Source organism: Achromobacter sp. K91, from assembly GCF_003576205.1.
GTDB classification, from domain to species: Bacteria; Pseudomonadota; Gammaproteobacteria; order Burkholderiales; family Burkholderiaceae_B; genus Achromobacter; species Achromobacter aegrifaciens.
In genome coordinates, this window is the sequence record NZ_QWFB01000002.1 from 25,113 (window position 1) to 39,297 (window position 14,185).

The window sequence follows — 14,185 nt, forward strand, 5'->3', positions numbered from 1 at the left end:
GCCGCAGCACCCAAAAACGACATACCAAGGAGAAAACCCGTGAGCGGAAGTGCAACCCTCCCCGCCGGCCGCGCAGCGCGCCCGGACCAGCAAGCCTTTGAAGACGCGACCTACAGAAAGGTCGCGCTGCGGTTCATTCCCTTTCTGATGCTCTGCTACGTGGTCGCGTACCTGGACCGCATCAACATCGGCATCGCCAAGCTGAACATGCTGGCCGACCTGCAGTTCAGTGAGGCCGCCTACGGCCTGGGCGCAGGATTGTTCTTCATCGGCTACATGTTGTTCGAGGTGCCCAGCAACCTGATCATGCACCGCGTGGGCGCGCGCCTGTGGATCGCGCGGATCATGATCTCCTGGGGCATCCTGTCCGGCATCATGGCCTTCGTCACCGCGCCCTGGCAGTTCTACACGGTGCGCTTTCTGCTGGGCGTGGCCGAGGCCGGGTTCTACCCTGGCGTGATCCTTTACCTGACCTATTGGTTTCCCAACCGCCGCCGCGCCAAGATGACGGCCATTTTCCAGGCCGGCATACCGGTGGCCGGTCTTATCGGCAACCCGCTGTCGGGCTGGATTATGGAACGATTCCATCTGGTCGGCGGACACCCCGGCTGGCAATGGCTGTTCGTGTTGGAAGCGCTGCCCACCATTCCGCTGGCCATCGGCGTGCTGCTGATCCTGACCAACCGCGTACAGGATGCCGCGTGGCTCACGCCGGAACAACGCCAGCTGATCGAGCGGGACATCGCTGCCGACAACGCGGGCCGCGAGCACATGCCGCTGCTGCAGGCGCTGCGCGACGCGCGCATCTGGAAGATCGTCGCCATGACCTTTCCGGCGATGATGGCGCTGTACACGCTGGGCTTTTATCTGCCCACGCTGATCAAGGATGCCGGCGCCGAGGGCGGCTTGCGCATCGGCCTGCTGAGCGCCATTCCGTATCTGGTCGCCATGGTGGCGATGGTCCTGGTCGGGCGCAGTTCGGACCTGCGCCGCGAACGCCGCTGGCACCTGGTCTTCATCCTGGTGCTCGGCGCGGCGGGGCTGGTCGCCAGCGTGTCCGCCGGCACCAACCTGACGCTGGCCGTCATCTCGTTGTCGGTGGCCGCCGCCGGCATCATCAGCTTTTCTCCCATCATGTGGACGCTGCCCACCGCCTTCCTGGGCGGGGCCACCGCGGCTGCGTCGATCGGCATCATCAACAGCCTGGCCAATCTGGGCGGCTTCGTCAGCCCCTACCTGATCGGCTGGATCCGCGACATCTATCACAGCACCGCGCCAGCCATCTACATCATCGCGGGTTCGCTCCTGGTCAGCGCCTTGATTGCGCTGAGCTTCGACCCCAAGAAAGTCAATCGCTGAAGGCAAGGAATACACCATGGAAAACGTTAAAGATGCCGCGCCGCGACTTGCCGTCGCCGGCCTGATCCATGAAACCAATACTTATGCCGCCGAGGTCGCCGGCCAGACGCCGTTGCGCGCGTTCGAGCAGTACGGCGGGGACGAGATACTGCAAGCCTTCGACAAATCGAATCACCAGGTCGGCGGTTTCATCGAAGGCGCCAGGCAGACGGGCGCCGAACTGATCTGCACCTTCGTCGGCCAGGCCACGCCCTCGGGCACGATCGAGGCCCAGGCCTACGCCGAAATGAAACGCAGAATCCTGGACGGTATCCGCGCCGCTCTGCCTGTCGACGGAGTGTTGCTGGCGCTGCATGGCGCGGGCGTCGCCGATGGCATCGAGGACATCGAAGGCGATCTGTGCCTGGCGGTCCGCCAGCTGGTTGGCGCCGATGTCCCGATTGCCGCTGTCTATGACCTCCATGGCAACATGACCGAGGCCATGCGGCAGGCTTGCGATCTGACCTTGCCTTGCAAGCTGTATCCGCATACTGACTTTCACGACCGAGCGGTCGAGGCGGTGGCGCTGTTGCTCGAGATCATCGGCGGCCGCCTCAAGCCGGCAACCGCCATGCGCCTCTTGCCCATGCTGCCCTACATCGTCACGACGCAGGAAGGCTTCATTCCCGCCGAGGTCAATGCCGTATGCGCCAAGCTGGCCGCGCTGCCGGGTGTCATCGACTGTTCGTGGTTCCACGGCTTTCCCCTTGCGGATATCGCCGCGCCTTGCCCGGCCGTGGTCTGCACCACGGCGGGCGATCAGGCGCTGGCAGAGCGCTGCGCGAATGAAGTCGCGCAATGGATCTGGTCGCACCGCGAAGCGTTCCGGCCGTCACTGCCAAGCCCGGAGCAGGGCGTCGCCGTGGCGCTGGCCGCCTCGCACGGTCCCGTCGTCGTCAACGAGTACGCGGACAACCCCGGCGGCGGCACGCCCGGCGACGGCACCTACCTGTTGTTGCGCGCCATCCTGGACGCCAAACCCGTGGCCGGAACCTGCTGCTTCGCTTCCATCAACGATGCGTCCGTCGTCGAGCAGGCTCGCCAGGCCGGCGTCGGCGCGACCATCAGCGTGTCGCTGGGCGCCAAGCAGGGCCGCTTCCAGGGGCAGCCGCTGCGGGTGCATGCCTATGTGAAAGCCATCACCGACGGCCGCTTCGTCAATCGCGCGGGCTCGATGTTCGAAGGCGTGCGTTTCGACCTCGGCGCCATGTGCCGCCTGGTCATCCAGGGCGTGGACGTGATTGTCGCCTCGCGCGCCGAACAGATCTACGACGAGGAGCCATTCTTCCTGCATGGCATCGACGTGACCGCATACAAGCTGATCGCCATCAAGGGCGCCAACCATTTCCGCGCGGGCTACCGCCGCCTTGCGGCGCAGATCATCTCTGTCGATAGCGTGGGCTTGAGCACTGCCGACATCACCTCGTTCCCACGGGAACGGCTCGCAGGCGAATACTGGCCGCTGGCGGACATCGCCGACTACGCGCCGTATTCCAACGCGTAGCGGCTTTGCACGAAGCCGAAGGGATAGGCCACGGTCGCTGCATGCCGCAGGGCGACGTCCGCCGCCAATTCACCGAACAGGCGGCGTCCGCCGCCGATCAGCACGGGAATCACCGTGATGGTGATGTCGCTCAGCAAGCCAGCCTGGATAAAGGACTGCACCGTCTTGCCGCCGTCGATGTACAGGCTCTTGCAGCCGTCCGCGCCTGCGCGTTCCAGCAGTTCCTCCAGCGAGCCTCCGTGCAGCCGGACCGAAGCGGGCGCGCTTGCCGGCAGGCTTGTCATGCTGCGGCTCAACACGTAGACCGGCATGTCGCCGTAAGGCCATTCCGGAAACGAGGCGACCTTCTCGAACGTCGCGCGGCCCATCACCAACGCATCCACGGTCTTCATGTACGCGCCGTAGCCGCAGTCCTCGCCCGCAGGTACGATTTGGTTGGCGCTGTCCAGCCAGTCCAGGCCGCCATCCTCGCGGGAGATGTAGCCGTCCAGGCTGGTTGCGATGAATGATGAGCAGTGCAGTGCCATGGCGCGGAATCCTATCGGTTGCGGGAAGGCGAAGATGGTATCGCAATGCCCGCCTGTTGCACTGGCGCACGGTTTTGCCGTCCCACTCAGTCGGTGGCCAGATACTCCTTTCCGCCCGGCTTCAGATAAGGCGCCAGCGCTGTGAACGGTACGCTGGCATGCGTGCCCAGGCAAGCGCCCGCCGAGTGCCCGACCCCGGACACGGACAGGCTCAGCGCGCCGGGCGCCTGGACGCCTAGCGCCAAATAGGCGGGCCAGAGGTCCGCGCAGTCTTCCAGATTGGGACGATCCTCGGATTGTTGGACCGTTGTTCCCGCCTTGACCGCTTGTTGCACCAGCGCGAGCAGGGCAGGGCTTTTTTCGCCGCCGAACCTGCGCTTGCTCGGCACATAGGCGTCGAACACGCGATTCCAGTCCAGGTATTCGCCGCGCAGCAGATCGTAGGTATAGGGTTCGAAATGGTTGTACGGATGGGCCCCGCCGCAGTCCAGGCTGCCCGATTCGGTCACCGTCATCAGCGCGCGCGACAGCCAGGTGACGTGCACTTCTTCTTCATCGAACCCGCCCAGCGTGCCCGCGCCGGGATTGTCGCTGGTGTAGGCCGATGCCATGCAACCCAGCGCGCCCAGGCTCTTCTGCCAATGACGCTGTTCCAGCAGAGTGTTCGTGCGCTGCAGGACCTGCGCATCGGGATGCCGGCTCAGCCGGGGATAGCTGAACTTGGTGCGCGGGTCGCGCCACATGCGATAGGCCACGGCGCCGTCGCCGATCTCCTTGCCGACCGGCTGGGCGTATCCGGTCAGTTTCAGCGTCTCGTAGGGCGCGCGCGTGGCGTTTATGCCTGCCTGGACATCGATGTCGCCGAGATTGACCTGACTGGCGCGGGCCTGCCTGCGGTCCTTTTCCAGCTGCTCCGTGTCGTATTGCGCAACCTGCTTCAGGTCGAAGCGTAGCTGCTTGCCGCTCCTGGCGTCGGTCCAGAGACCGCGATAGCCCTTGGAATCGCGCGTGCCTTGCCAGCTTGCGGCCTGATCCGCCGGCTTGCCTTCCTGGCGGGGCTTCGGTTCGAAGAGCTCCTTGGCCGTGCCTTGCAGCGGAATATCCACGCCGTGCCTGGCGTAGAAATAACGGCCGGTCAAGGTGCCGTCGGCAGCCGCTTCTGTGTCCAGCTCCAGCACGATGTCGCCGGCGCCTTGCAGTGTTCCGGTGTAGACGGTGCGGGGCGCGGCATGGGCCTGGGCTGCGGTCAGCAATAGCATGGAAAGCGTCAGCGCGGTGAGGTATGAATGGCTGGGGACGGAGAGTGAGCGAAGCATCTGAGAGAGCATCCAAGGCCGCGAGGCGACTGCGATGATGGAAGAAATTTGGGTTTTCGGGCGATGTGGTGAGCGTTTGCGAGATTTGAACCTGCTATTGAGTCCGCAGTCCCAAAGCCCGCAGCCAAGCGTCCACTTGCCCGAAGGCATCCTGCTGCCATTGATCCGCGGTTCGCTCTCCCAACACATTCGCGTCCTCGACAAACCGACGCACACAAGTTGGTCCGAAGCCATCGACGGTATCGAACTTGGCTGCGATGTTGGTGTAGCCTTTGACGCCGGACTCATGCTGCAGCAGAGGGAGGCAATCGTCCGCCAGCACCTCGGCGCCACCGGCATAGTTGCGGATACAGTAATAGATGTCGTAGGCGTCCTTTTGCTTGTAGCGGCCTTGGATGGCGTGGCCTTTCATTGCGAGTAGCGCCGGGATGGAGCAGACGGCGACTTCAACGCGGTTAGTTCCGCCGTTAGGCATCGATCCAGCGATAGCGACCATTTGGTAGAACCGTAGCGCGAGATCCGTTCCATCGGCGCGCTGTACCGCGAATTCGCTGATCAGCGCAGGCGAGTTCCTCACGATCTCGGCTTGCCTGGGCATGAGAAAGTCAATCACTACATCAATGGCAGGACCGCCGTCGTCCGCCTGGATCTGTCGCACCAGTTGGAATCGCCTGAGTTCCTTGCGCTGTGCATACCCTTGGCTCAACAGCGATTCGACCAGGTGCGCGTACTGACCATCGCCCAGCGCTTCGGCATCCAAACCCAGGTCCACATCCAGGGTGCCGACGTGGGGCATGTCTTCATTGCCCAGCAGCAGCCATGGCACGGCGCCGCCTACGACGGCAAAACGTCCCTTGAAGCTTCCAAGGATCTGTCCGATTTCGATAAGGACGGATTTGACTGCCGCCGTTGTGCGGTCGTCGTACTCGCTCGCTAACTGTGCCTCGCCACGCGTCATTCGTGCCATTGGAGCCTTTCCCGTCGCAGGTGATCGGCGGCCTCCTGTCCGCGTTCGCCTGCCACGCTGAGGTCCAGATAGGTCTGGATTGGGCTGGTGCAGACCACGCCGGGCGCCGGTTGCACAGTGTCACGGAACAGCCCCGGATCGTCCAGTACGGTCACCACCAGGTTTTCTCCCTTGCCGGCGGTTTCGAGCTTGAGTCGTGATCGCAGGAGTTCAAGGCCTGCAGCATCAGCATAGAAATAGTGTGTGCCAGTCCGTACAAACGGCGCCAGCCAGCGGGCTGCAGTGAACGAAGCGCGTGCGATCTGGCTTGTCGCGCCGGGTGACCCATCGTGCAGCGCCGCATCAAACGCCGTTCCGTGCAAAGTGGTATAGAAAGTCAGCCGTTGACCGGCCGGAGATTCGTAGGCTTCACGCCAGGCGTCCACAAGTGCGTCGGGCCTAGACAGGAACATTCCCTCGGGGCCCAGCTTCGCCCATTCGCGATCCAGCAGGCTATTGCGCACATTGCTGACGTGCCCCAGGCTGACGTCCGCGGCTTGCGCCAATTCGGCAACCCGCCAACCGCGGGAGGACTTGCGCAGCATGACTTTGAGTATCTGGACTGATTTCGGCTTGAACAGCGACCGCAGTCCCCGCCGTTCTATCACCGGCTTCTTGGCTACCTGCCGTGAGATAAAGATGGTAGCGAAGGCAAGCCGAGCATTCCCTTCGAAATCGAGGTGCGCCACGTCGAACTCGCGGCACAACTCCTGAACCTGCGGCGACAGATAAGGCGCAATCAATATGGGCGTAACGTGATCGGACTGCCGTCCCACGTATTCACGCAACGAAAGTACGGCCAGGCGCGCGTGCCGCGGTTGTCCGCTGGGCAGTACCGTCGCGACCAGCTTGTGCCGGTTGCCGAATGTCGTCAGTTGGGCGGCGAGCTCGATTGCTGAGCTTGGATTCCGAGGGACGAGAGTGACCTCCAGGCTCTCGACGGCGGGTATTTCCTCCAACAGCGAGCGGAGGGTACTCGCAGCTTGATCATCGATTTTCACTGGATTGTGCATTTTCATCGTCTGCTAAAAATAGCATTTTCAGTGAAAGTGTCAACGATAGTTTCACTGGAATAGTTATTTTCAGCCCGTGTTGAAATAGGAAAAAACAATGAAATTCGGTCTGCGTTCTACGCTTCGCCCTTTCCTTGAGTCGCAGGGGCTTGTGTTGGCCAGTCGGAGCAGCCCAGCAACGCAGCCGCCTCGCCATCCGCCAGCATCTGCTCAAACAGGTCTCCAAGACCGCTGGCCACCTCGCTGACCGCCTCGAACTCGGGCTCGACGCCATGCACGATCCTTCCCGAAATCCGGTCGATCGCGAGAAACTCGTAATCACCGTCCACGCTCATGAAGATCGGCACATGGCGCGCCCAGAAGGTCTCGACGGCGTGCCGGTCGGCATCGCTGATGGCGGCTTCCAGGCTGATGTCGCGAAAGGCGTCCCACCCGAAGGCGCTGTCGGCGGTTCCGGCATAGTCGGCCGCGCTCAGGAACCAGCGCGTATCGTCCGCGCTGCTCAGTTGCGTGTACAAGGACAGGAACGCTGCGTGTTCCGAGGCGTCTGCCCGCGCAGCCGTGGGTGTCGCGCGTAGCACCGTCCAGCCCCGCGCGGCAAGCAAGCCCAGGAAACGTTCGTGCAAGATGCTCATCGGGTCCGCCATGGCTATCGCGTCGCCGCGATGTTCGCGCGCGGCAAGCGCGCCTTCAAGGTCTGTGCCAACTCGCCCAATCCCACATCGCCGCAGCCGACCAGCGTCAGCTCCCGCAATCGGGTCAGCATGTCCAGCACGCCGATATCCGCAATCCGTTTGCAGTACTGAATGTCCAACCGTTCCAGGTTTTCAAGGGCGCTGATCGGACCGATCTTCTCCAGCGCACCAAGGTTCTTCAGGCGCAAAGAACGCAATCCTGTCAGTTGCTCGATGCCGGACAGCGTCTTCAAACCACGGCCCGCCAGCAAGCCCAGCGCCAACAGCGGCAGTCCCGCAATGCGGTCGAATATCGACGAATCGAACGGCACGTTCCAAAGGTTCAGTTCCTTGAGCGGCAGGCTCAAGGCGCGGTCCAGCAGCATGCCGCGCCGGTCTGGGACCATGGACAAGGAAATCAACGCCGGAAAGTCTTCCGGCTCGAACCGCAACGTGGCGCCCACTGTCAGCGCCTCCAGCCTGGGCAGCGGGCCGGCCTGCCAGGTGTACGTGCCAGGCTCGGGATGGATGGAAAGATGGCGCAGGCTGGCAGGGAGCATGTCTGCGCGCAATCCCGTCAGAACGCTGCCCGCGACCGCGCCGGGGCCGATGGACAGGTGCGCCAGCGCCGGCAGCCGGGCGAGGAGTCCGGGCAGCTCGCGCAGCGGGTCACCCGGCGGCGCCCATAGATGCACGTCTTCGATCGAGGCCAGGACGGCCTCTTGCGGCGGAGCATCGTAGAGCACGACGCGTTCATTCGCGCCGGCGAATTGCGAGTGCTGGCGGCTGTGCATGAAGCGCCAGGTCTGGGCGCGGTCCGGGAGAGGGATCGAAAACGGGATGAAGGACATGTGGCTTTCCGAATCCGTGAAAGGCTAGTTTACGGTGCTCATCGTCCGGGCGGAAAACTGTGCGATGACCGATGGGATGCTCTTCCTCCGTAACTTGATAGTCGCAAACTAAGTGGTTACATTCAAGATGGAGAACATCATGACCACCACTACCCCCACGCCAGAATTCCGCCTGCTTGGCGACCACGCGGCGTTAGACCTGATCAACACCGTCGAGCAATCCGACGATGGCCCTCGCGATCGCCTGCAATCAGACGACGATGTGCGAGCCTGGCTGGAGGCCTTGGGTTTTTCGCCCGCCCAGCGCAAGACCCCGAAGGGTCTGCTCGAATCCGCGAGGACATTGCGCGAGACGGTGCGCGCATTGGTCGCCCAGAGAAAGGCCGGGTTGCCGCTCAAGCTCAGCCCGCTCAACCGGGCGCTCGCCGCCGGAGGCAGCCATCTTGAGGTTTCCGTGGTGGCGGGCGCGCCCAGCCTTGCCCGTCGCTATGAAGCGGCTACGCCCGATCAATGGCTGCTTCCGGCCGCAGAGGCCGCCGCAGACTTGCTCGTGCATGGGGACTTCGAGCTGGTGCGCAAATGCGAAAGCCCGCTCTGTTCCCTCTGGTTCTACGACCGTACTCGCTCCCATCGCCGCAGGTGGTGCAGCATGTCGCTTTGCGGTAACCGCCACAAGGTGGCGGCATTTCGACAGAGAGAAGCCCAGGACGCTGCTTCCTGAGCGCTTGCTAGCCCACCCATCCGGCCGCCTGGCCGGATTTTTTTTTGAATGAGTCTCTCCATGTCATAGCTTTGAACTATTTAGGTAACCATTAAAACTTAATTTGACGGGTTACTAAAAAGGCGTAAGAATGGCCCGCACAGCCTGCAGGAATTCGGCTTTTGATCCAGCCCCAGACCACGGAGATCGTCATGTCCAGCCCCCCAGAAAACCAGATCCAAACGCGCCGTTTGCAAGCCGACGGCCTGAACTTCTTCTATCGCGCGGCGGGCAACCCCGATGCGCCCGTGTTGCTGCTTCTGCATGGTTTCCCCAGTTCTTCGCACCAGTTCCGCAATCTGATCCCGATTCTGGCCACGCGTTTTCACGTGATTGCGCCGGATCTGCCCGGCTTCGGCTTCACGGAAGTACCTGGGGAGCGCGGCTACCGGTACACGTTTGACGACTTGGCCGTGTCGCTCGGCGCGTTCGTCGATGCCTTGGGCCTGAAACGCTATGCGATGTACGTTTTCGACTACGGCGCGCCTGTCGGGCTGCGCCTGGCGCTTGCCCACCCCGAGCGGGTGACCGGCCTGGTCTCTCAGAACGGCAACGCTTATCTCGAAGGGCTGGGCGATGCCTGGGCGCCAGTCCGCGCCTATTGGGCGGAGCCGACCGCGGCCAACCGGCAGGTCATCGCGGATGCCGTGCTGAACCTGGAAGGAACGAAGTGGCAGTACGTGCATGGCGTCGCCAATCCGGACGACGTGGCTCCGGAAAGCTACACGCTCGATGCCGCCTTGCTTGAGCGGCCTGGCAACAAGGAAATCCAGCTCGATCTGTTCCTGGACTACGCCAACAATCTGAAGCGGTATCCGGATTTCCAGGCGTTCTTCCGCGCGGCGAAAATCCCGACGCTCGCTATCTGGGGGCGCCACGATCCGTTCTTCATACCGCCCGGCGCCGAGGCGTTCAAGCGGGACAATCCGGAAGCGCAGGTCGAGTTGCTGGATACCGGGCACTTTGCGCTCGAGACGCATGCGGCATATATCGGGCGCCGGATTATCGAGGTGTTGGCGCCTTGAGGGATTCTGAAAGAGGCCGCGAATGCGGCCTTTTCAATACGGCTACCTTTCGGCGTTCATCACGCACACGCCACGGCCGACGGATTCACGCTAAAGTGCCCGTTCATTTGAATCGAGGATGGATAGGGTATGTCAAACGAAAGCCCGCTTCTTGATGACAACGCGGTGTACCGAACCTTGCTCGAGTCCACCAAGGCAATTCCCTGGAAGATCGATTGGGCCACGAAGCAATTCGCCTATATCGGTCCGCAGATCGAGGCGTTGCTGGGCTGGAAGGCCGCCAGCTGGGTGAGCGTGGAGGACTGGGCCATGCGCATGCACCCGGAGGATCGGGACTATGTGGTGAATTTCTGCGTCACCCAATCCCAGGCCGGCGTCGACCACGAGGCGGACTACCGTGCGCTGACCAAGGAAAACGGCTACGTATGGATCCGGGACGTGGTGCACGTAGTGCGCAATGACAGCGGCGAGGTCGAAGCGCTGATCGGCTTCATGTTCGACATCACCGAACGCAAGAAGACCGAGGAAAAGCTGCTGGCCTTGCAGAAGGAGCTGGAGGCGCTGTCCTTCAAGGACGGTTTGACGAATATTGCCAACCGGCGTCGCTTCGATAGCGGTTTTGAATTGGAGTGGGAGCGCGCGCGCAGCGAACGAAAGCCGCTGTCCATCCTGTTGTTCGACGTCGATTTTTTCAAGCAATACAACGATCTGTATGGCCACACCCAAGGCGACCAATGTCTGGTGGATATCGCCCAGACCCTGAGTTTGGCGCTGGATGGACCTCGCGATCTCGTTGCGCGCTACGGTGGCGAAGAGTTTGTCGTGCTGCTGCCGGAAGCCGATGCCGGAGTGGCGCGAAAAGTCGCTGAACGCTGCCAGCGCTTGCTCAAGAAAAAGGCTATCGTGCACGCGCTGTCACCGCACGACAGGCGCGTCACGGTCAGCATTGGAGCCGGAACGGCGGTGCCAGACGGACAGAGCGACCGTGCTGGCTTCATCAAAGCCGTCGACCAGCAGCTATATGCAGCCAAGAAAAACGGGCGGGACCGCATCGAGCATGTGCAGTTGTAGAGCCGACCTTGAATACAAGGTTTTCTCAGTAACAAGCGCTGAACCTTCTGGTCCGGCGTCTATACAGGAATTGATTCAATGAGCAGTATTTTCCCAGGCGATCTGTGGGCAGTGGGTGAAGCACAGGTCGAAGGTTTGACGGTCATCGTTCGCTTTCGCACCGGCTTGCCGTCGGCGACTGATCGTGAGATCAATGAGAACCTGGTCATCATCTCTTGGCCGTACCAGGGCATCGAGTCCGGCATGCCCAATGACGAAGACAAGCAGAGCCACAATAGCTTTGAAGAGGCCATCGAGAAAGGCTTTGAGAATTCCGATATCGGGGTGCAGGTGGCTTGCCTGACTGGAAATCACCACAAGGAATGGCGTTACTACACGCGTGACGTCGAGGCCTTCCTGGATGCATTCAACGCATGCCTGGCTGGGCATCCGGTCTATCCCATACAACTGCGCATGTACAAGGATCCTGATTGGAATGCCTTGTCGGGCTTGCAGCCCCAGGGTTCAGATCAGCTTCATTGAAAGAGGCCAGGCGGCGCTTGCGCGCCGCCTGCTACGCATAGCGCTTGGCGCCCGCCACGCAAACCACCGCCGCCAGCGTCACGACCAGCATCGTCCAGCTGACCTGCTCATGCAGCAGCGCGGCAGCCAATCCCAGCCCCATGAAGGGCTGGAACAACTGCAACTGCCCCACCGCCGCAATTCCGCCCTGCGCCAGCCCGCGGTACCAGAACACGAACCCGATAAGCATGCTGAACAGCGACACGTAGGCGAGGCCTATCCACGCCGGCGTGCCGACGTGCTCGAACGAGGCCGGCATGGTCAACAGCGCGATGGGCAGCATGAGGGGCAGAGACAGCACCAGCGCCCAGCTGATGACCTGCCAGCCGCCCAGCTTGCGGGACAGCTTGGCGCCTTCGGCATAGCCCAGGCCGCAGACGATGATGGAGGCGAGCATGAGCAGGTCGCCGGTGGGCGAGGCCTCCAGGCCGCCCCAGGCGGCATAGCCCGCGACGCAAGCCGCGCCGACGATGGAGAACATCCAGAACGGCGGACGCGGGCGTTCGCCGCCGCGTATCACGGCGAAGATCGCGGTGCTGAGCGGCAGCAGGCCGAGGAAGACGATGGAATGGGCCGAGGTGACGTGCTGCAGGGCCAGCGCCGTCAGCAGGGGGAAGCCGACCACCACGCCCAGTGCGGTCAGCGTTAGCGAGGGGAGGTCGGACAGGGTAGGCCGGCGTTGGCGCAGCAGCATCAGCAGCGCCAGGCCAAGCAGGCCCGCGATGGCGGCACGCGCGCAGGTCAGGAAAATGGGATCCAGGTCCGCCACGGCGACCCGGGTCGCGGGCAAGGAGCCCGCGAAGATCACTACGCCGATAAAACCGTTCACCCAGCCGCTGGTGGCCTTTTGCATCTGAAGCTCCTTGATACCGGGCTCCAGTACAGCACGGCCTGAGCGCGCAGTCCAAGCACAATCCAGTACAATTTCAAGAAACTGTTATGTATTGAAAGCCAGTACGGCGGAGAATCCCATGGCGCGCGGCGGCACTCTCATCAAGCAGGTCATGGGCGAGATCCAGGGGCGGATTGCGGCCCGCACTGCCTTGCCTGGCTCCCGGCTGCCTTCGGTAAGAGTGCAAGCCAAGACGCTGGACGTATCGGTGTCCACAGTGGTGGAAGCCTACGAGCGGCTGGCGGCGGAAGGCGTGCTGGTGTCGCGCCCCGGCTCCGGGTTCTATGTGGCCGGGCAGGTGGCGCCGTTGGCGCTGACCGAGATGGGGCCGAAGCTGGACCGGGAAGTCGACCCGCTGTGGGTATCGCGTCAGTCGCTGGCGGCGGACGCGGATAGCTTGCGGCCGGGCTGCGGCTGGCTGCCGGTCAGCTGGATGTATGAAGACGGGTTGCGGCGCGCCATGCGTGGCATGGCGCGCGCCGAAACCGCGGAACTGACCGAGTATGGAACGCCCTTGGGCCATGCGCCCCTGAGGCAGCTGTTGGCGCGGCGCATGGCGGGCATGGGGATAGAGGCAGGGCCCGAGCAGATCATGCTGACCGATTCGGGGACTCAGTCCATCGACCTGATCCTGCGCTTTCTGCTGGAACCGGGGGACACGGTGCTGGTGGACGATCCCTGCTATTTCAACTTCCATGCGCTGTTGAAGGCGCATCGCGTCAAGGCGGTGGGGGTGCCGTACACACCGAACGGTCCGGATGTCGCGGCGTTCGAAGCGGCGCTGCGCGAGCATTCCCCGCGGCTCTACATCACGAACTCCGGCATACACAATCCGACGGGGGCGACTTTGTCGCCCTTGGTCGCGCACCGTCTGCTGAAGCTGGTGGACGATTCCGAGCTGGTGATCGTCGAGGACGACATCTTCGCGGATTTCGAGAACACGCCCGCGCCGCGGCTGGCTGCGTTCGACGGGCTGTCGCGGGTCATACATATCGGCAGCTTCTCGAAGACGGTGTCGGCGTCGGTGCGTTGCGGCTACATCGCGGTGCGGTCCGATTGGGTGGAAAGCCTGACCGACCTGAAGGTCGCCACGACCTTTGGCAGCAGCCGGCTGGCGGCCGACGTTATTTTCCGGACGCTGACGGGCAGCGGCTACCGCCGCCACATGGAGTCGACCCGGCTGCGCCTGGCGCAGCAGATGGACAAGACCGCCGCAAAGTTGCTGAAGCTGGGCATCAAGCCCTGGCTGACGCCCCGGGCGGGCATGTTTCTGTGGTGCCGCCTGCCCGAGGGCAAGGACGCGGCTACGGTGGCCCGTCTGTGTCTGAAGGAAGGGGTGTTGGTGGCTCCCGGAAATGCGTTCAGCCAGTCGCTGGCTGCGGGAGATTTCCTGCGGTTCAACGTTGCGCAGTCCACGGACGAGCGGATATTCACGGTGCTGTCCAAGGCGTTGAGCGCGGCTTGATGCAAGGGGGCACCGTTGGTTGCCTGAAGCACTGGCAGCCGGCATTCACGAAAAATTTCCGTGTCGCCTGATACCTTTTTTTCCCTCGACGGACAGGCGCAGGCAATCCAGCGGCCCGCCTG

Annotated in this window: 14 protein-coding genes; 7 read left to right on the plus strand and 7 right to left on the minus strand. The window is 62.8% G+C overall.

Going from position 1 to position 14,185, the window contains the following annotated elements:
* Positions 1-39 precede the first annotated feature (39 nt).
* Entirely contained in the window at positions 40-1,359 is a 1,320-nt protein-coding gene (locus DXK93_RS00275; RefSeq protein WP_054450320.1) for an MFS transporter, read from the plus strand.
* A 16-nt stretch (positions 1,360-1,375) separates the two neighbouring features.
* Positions 1,376-2,902: a M81 family metallopeptidase gene (locus tag DXK93_RS00280; RefSeq protein WP_119449007.1), complete on the plus strand. Its 1,527-nt coding sequence runs from the start codon at positions 1,376-1,378 to the stop codon at positions 2,900-2,902.
* On the opposite strand, the gene DXK93_RS00285 is transcribed toward DXK93_RS00280, so the two are convergent.
* From DXK93_RS00285 to DXK93_RS00310, 6 genes are all read right to left on the minus strand, one after another.
* Positions 2,878-3,429, minus strand: coding sequence for a dihydrofolate reductase family protein (locus DXK93_RS00285; protein WP_119449008.1), 552 nt, complete (start codon positions 3,427-3,429; stop codon positions 2,878-2,880). The two genes, DXK93_RS00280 and DXK93_RS00285, sit on opposite strands and share 25 nt — an antisense overlap.
* A gap of 86 nt (positions 3,430-3,515) precedes the next feature.
* Positions 3,516-4,745: a hypothetical protein gene (locus tag DXK93_RS00290; RefSeq protein ID WP_119449009.1), complete on the minus strand. Its 1,230-nt coding sequence runs from the start codon at positions 4,743-4,745 to the stop codon at positions 3,516-3,518.
* Between the two features lie 94 nt (positions 4,746-4,839).
* A complete protein-coding gene (locus DXK93_RS00295; RefSeq protein ID WP_119449010.1) occupies positions 4,840-5,712 on the minus strand; it encodes a nucleotidyl transferase AbiEii/AbiGii toxin family protein in 873 nt (290 codons plus the stop codon).
* On the minus strand, positions 5,700-6,770 hold the full coding sequence (locus DXK93_RS00300; RefSeq protein ID WP_119449011.1) for a type IV toxin-antitoxin system AbiEi family antitoxin: 1,071 nt from the start codon (positions 6,768-6,770) through the stop codon (positions 5,700-5,702). The genes DXK93_RS00295 and DXK93_RS00300 overlap by 13 nt, the downstream gene beginning before the upstream one ends.
* Positions 6,771-6,880: 110 nt before the next feature.
* A complete protein-coding gene (locus DXK93_RS00305; RefSeq protein WP_225596897.1) occupies positions 6,881-7,399 on the minus strand; it encodes a hypothetical protein in 519 nt (172 codons plus the stop codon).
* Between the two features lie 14 nt (positions 7,400-7,413).
* The gene (locus DXK93_RS00310) at positions 7,414-8,289 is read right to left on the minus strand and encodes a leucine-rich repeat domain-containing protein (protein WP_119449013.1); all 876 of its coding nucleotides are present in this window, start codon (positions 8,287-8,289) and stop codon (positions 7,414-7,416) included.
* 139 nt (positions 8,290-8,428) lie between these two features.
* Here DXK93_RS00310 and DXK93_RS00315 point away from each other — a divergent pair, with 139 nt between their 5' ends.
* The 4 genes from DXK93_RS00315 to DXK93_RS00330 all read left to right on the plus strand — a co-directional run bounded on the left by DXK93_RS00315 (position 8,429) and on the right by DXK93_RS00330 (position 11,667).
* Positions 8,429-9,010: an ABATE domain-containing protein gene (locus tag DXK93_RS00315; protein ID WP_054451302.1), complete on the plus strand. Its 582-nt coding sequence runs from the start codon at positions 8,429-8,431 to the stop codon at positions 9,008-9,010.
* A gap of 191 nt (positions 9,011-9,201) precedes the next feature.
* Positions 9,202-10,074, plus strand: a complete 873-nt coding sequence (locus tag DXK93_RS00320) for an alpha/beta fold hydrolase (protein WP_054451303.1) — start codon at positions 9,202-9,204, stop codon at positions 10,072-10,074.
* 129 nt (positions 10,075-10,203) lie between these two features.
* Positions 10,204-11,145, plus strand: a complete 942-nt coding sequence (locus DXK93_RS00325) for a sensor domain-containing diguanylate cyclase (protein WP_054450338.1) — start codon at positions 10,204-10,206, stop codon at positions 11,143-11,145.
* A gap of 78 nt (positions 11,146-11,223) precedes the next feature.
* Positions 11,224-11,667 (plus strand): DUF695 domain-containing protein, encoded by a 444-nt coding sequence (locus tag DXK93_RS00330; protein ID WP_119449014.1) that lies wholly within the window; start codon positions 11,224-11,226, stop codon positions 11,665-11,667.
* A 31-nt stretch (positions 11,668-11,698) separates the two neighbouring features.
* Here the strand turns inward: DXK93_RS00330 and DXK93_RS00335 are convergent, their stop codons facing one another.
* On the minus strand, positions 11,699-12,559 hold the full coding sequence (locus DXK93_RS00335; protein WP_119449015.1) for a DMT family transporter: 861 nt from the start codon (positions 12,557-12,559) through the stop codon (positions 11,699-11,701).
* Between the two features lie 118 nt (positions 12,560-12,677).
* Between DXK93_RS00335 and DXK93_RS00340 the strand changes: the two genes are divergently transcribed.
* On the plus strand, positions 12,678-14,063 hold the full coding sequence (locus DXK93_RS00340; protein WP_119449016.1) for a PLP-dependent aminotransferase family protein: 1,386 nt from the start codon (positions 12,678-12,680) through the stop codon (positions 14,061-14,063).
* Positions 14,064-14,185: the final 122 nt, after the last annotated feature.

Bases quoted from the DNA above. Each gene is read 5' to 3' on its own strand.
- DXK93_RS00280 (WP_119449007.1), top strand. From the start codon at position 1,376: ATGGAAAACGTTAAAGATGCCGCGCCGCGACTTGCCGTCGCCGGCCTG.
- DXK93_RS00285 (WP_119449008.1), bottom strand. From the start codon at position 3,429: ATGGCACTGCACTGCTCATCATTCATCGCAACCAGCCTGGACGGCTAC.
- DXK93_RS00290 (WP_119449009.1), bottom strand. From the start codon at position 4,745: ATGCTTCGCTCACTCTCCGTCCCCAGCCATTCATACCTCACCGCGCTG.
- DXK93_RS00295 (WP_119449010.1), bottom strand. From the start codon at position 5,712: ATGGCACGAATGACGCGTGGCGAGGCACAGTTAGCGAGCGAGTACGAC.
- DXK93_RS00300 (WP_119449011.1), bottom strand. From the start codon at position 6,770: ATGAAAATGCACAATCCAGTGAAAATCGATGATCAAGCTGCGAGTACC.
- DXK93_RS00305 (WP_225596897.1), bottom strand. From the start codon at position 7,399: ATGAGCATCTTGCACGAACGTTTCCTGGGCTTGCTTGCCGCGCGGGGC.
- DXK93_RS00310 (WP_119449013.1), bottom strand. From the start codon at position 8,289: ATGTCCTTCATCCCGTTTTCGATCCCTCTCCCGGACCGCGCCCAGACC.
- DXK93_RS00315 (WP_054451302.1), top strand. From the start codon at position 8,429: ATGACCACCACTACCCCCACGCCAGAATTCCGCCTGCTTGGCGACCAC.
- DXK93_RS00320 (WP_054451303.1), top strand. From the start codon at position 9,202: ATGTCCAGCCCCCCAGAAAACCAGATCCAAACGCGCCGTTTGCAAGCC.
- DXK93_RS00325 (WP_054450338.1), top strand. From the start codon at position 10,204: ATGTCAAACGAAAGCCCGCTTCTTGATGACAACGCGGTGTACCGAACC.
- DXK93_RS00330 (WP_119449014.1), top strand. From the start codon at position 11,224: ATGAGCAGTATTTTCCCAGGCGATCTGTGGGCAGTGGGTGAAGCACAG.
- DXK93_RS00335 (WP_119449015.1), bottom strand. From the start codon at position 12,559: ATGCAAAAGGCCACCAGCGGCTGGGTGAACGGTTTTATCGGCGTAGTG.
- DXK93_RS00340 (WP_119449016.1), top strand. From the start codon at position 12,678: ATGGCGCGCGGCGGCACTCTCATCAAGCAGGTCATGGGCGAGATCCAG.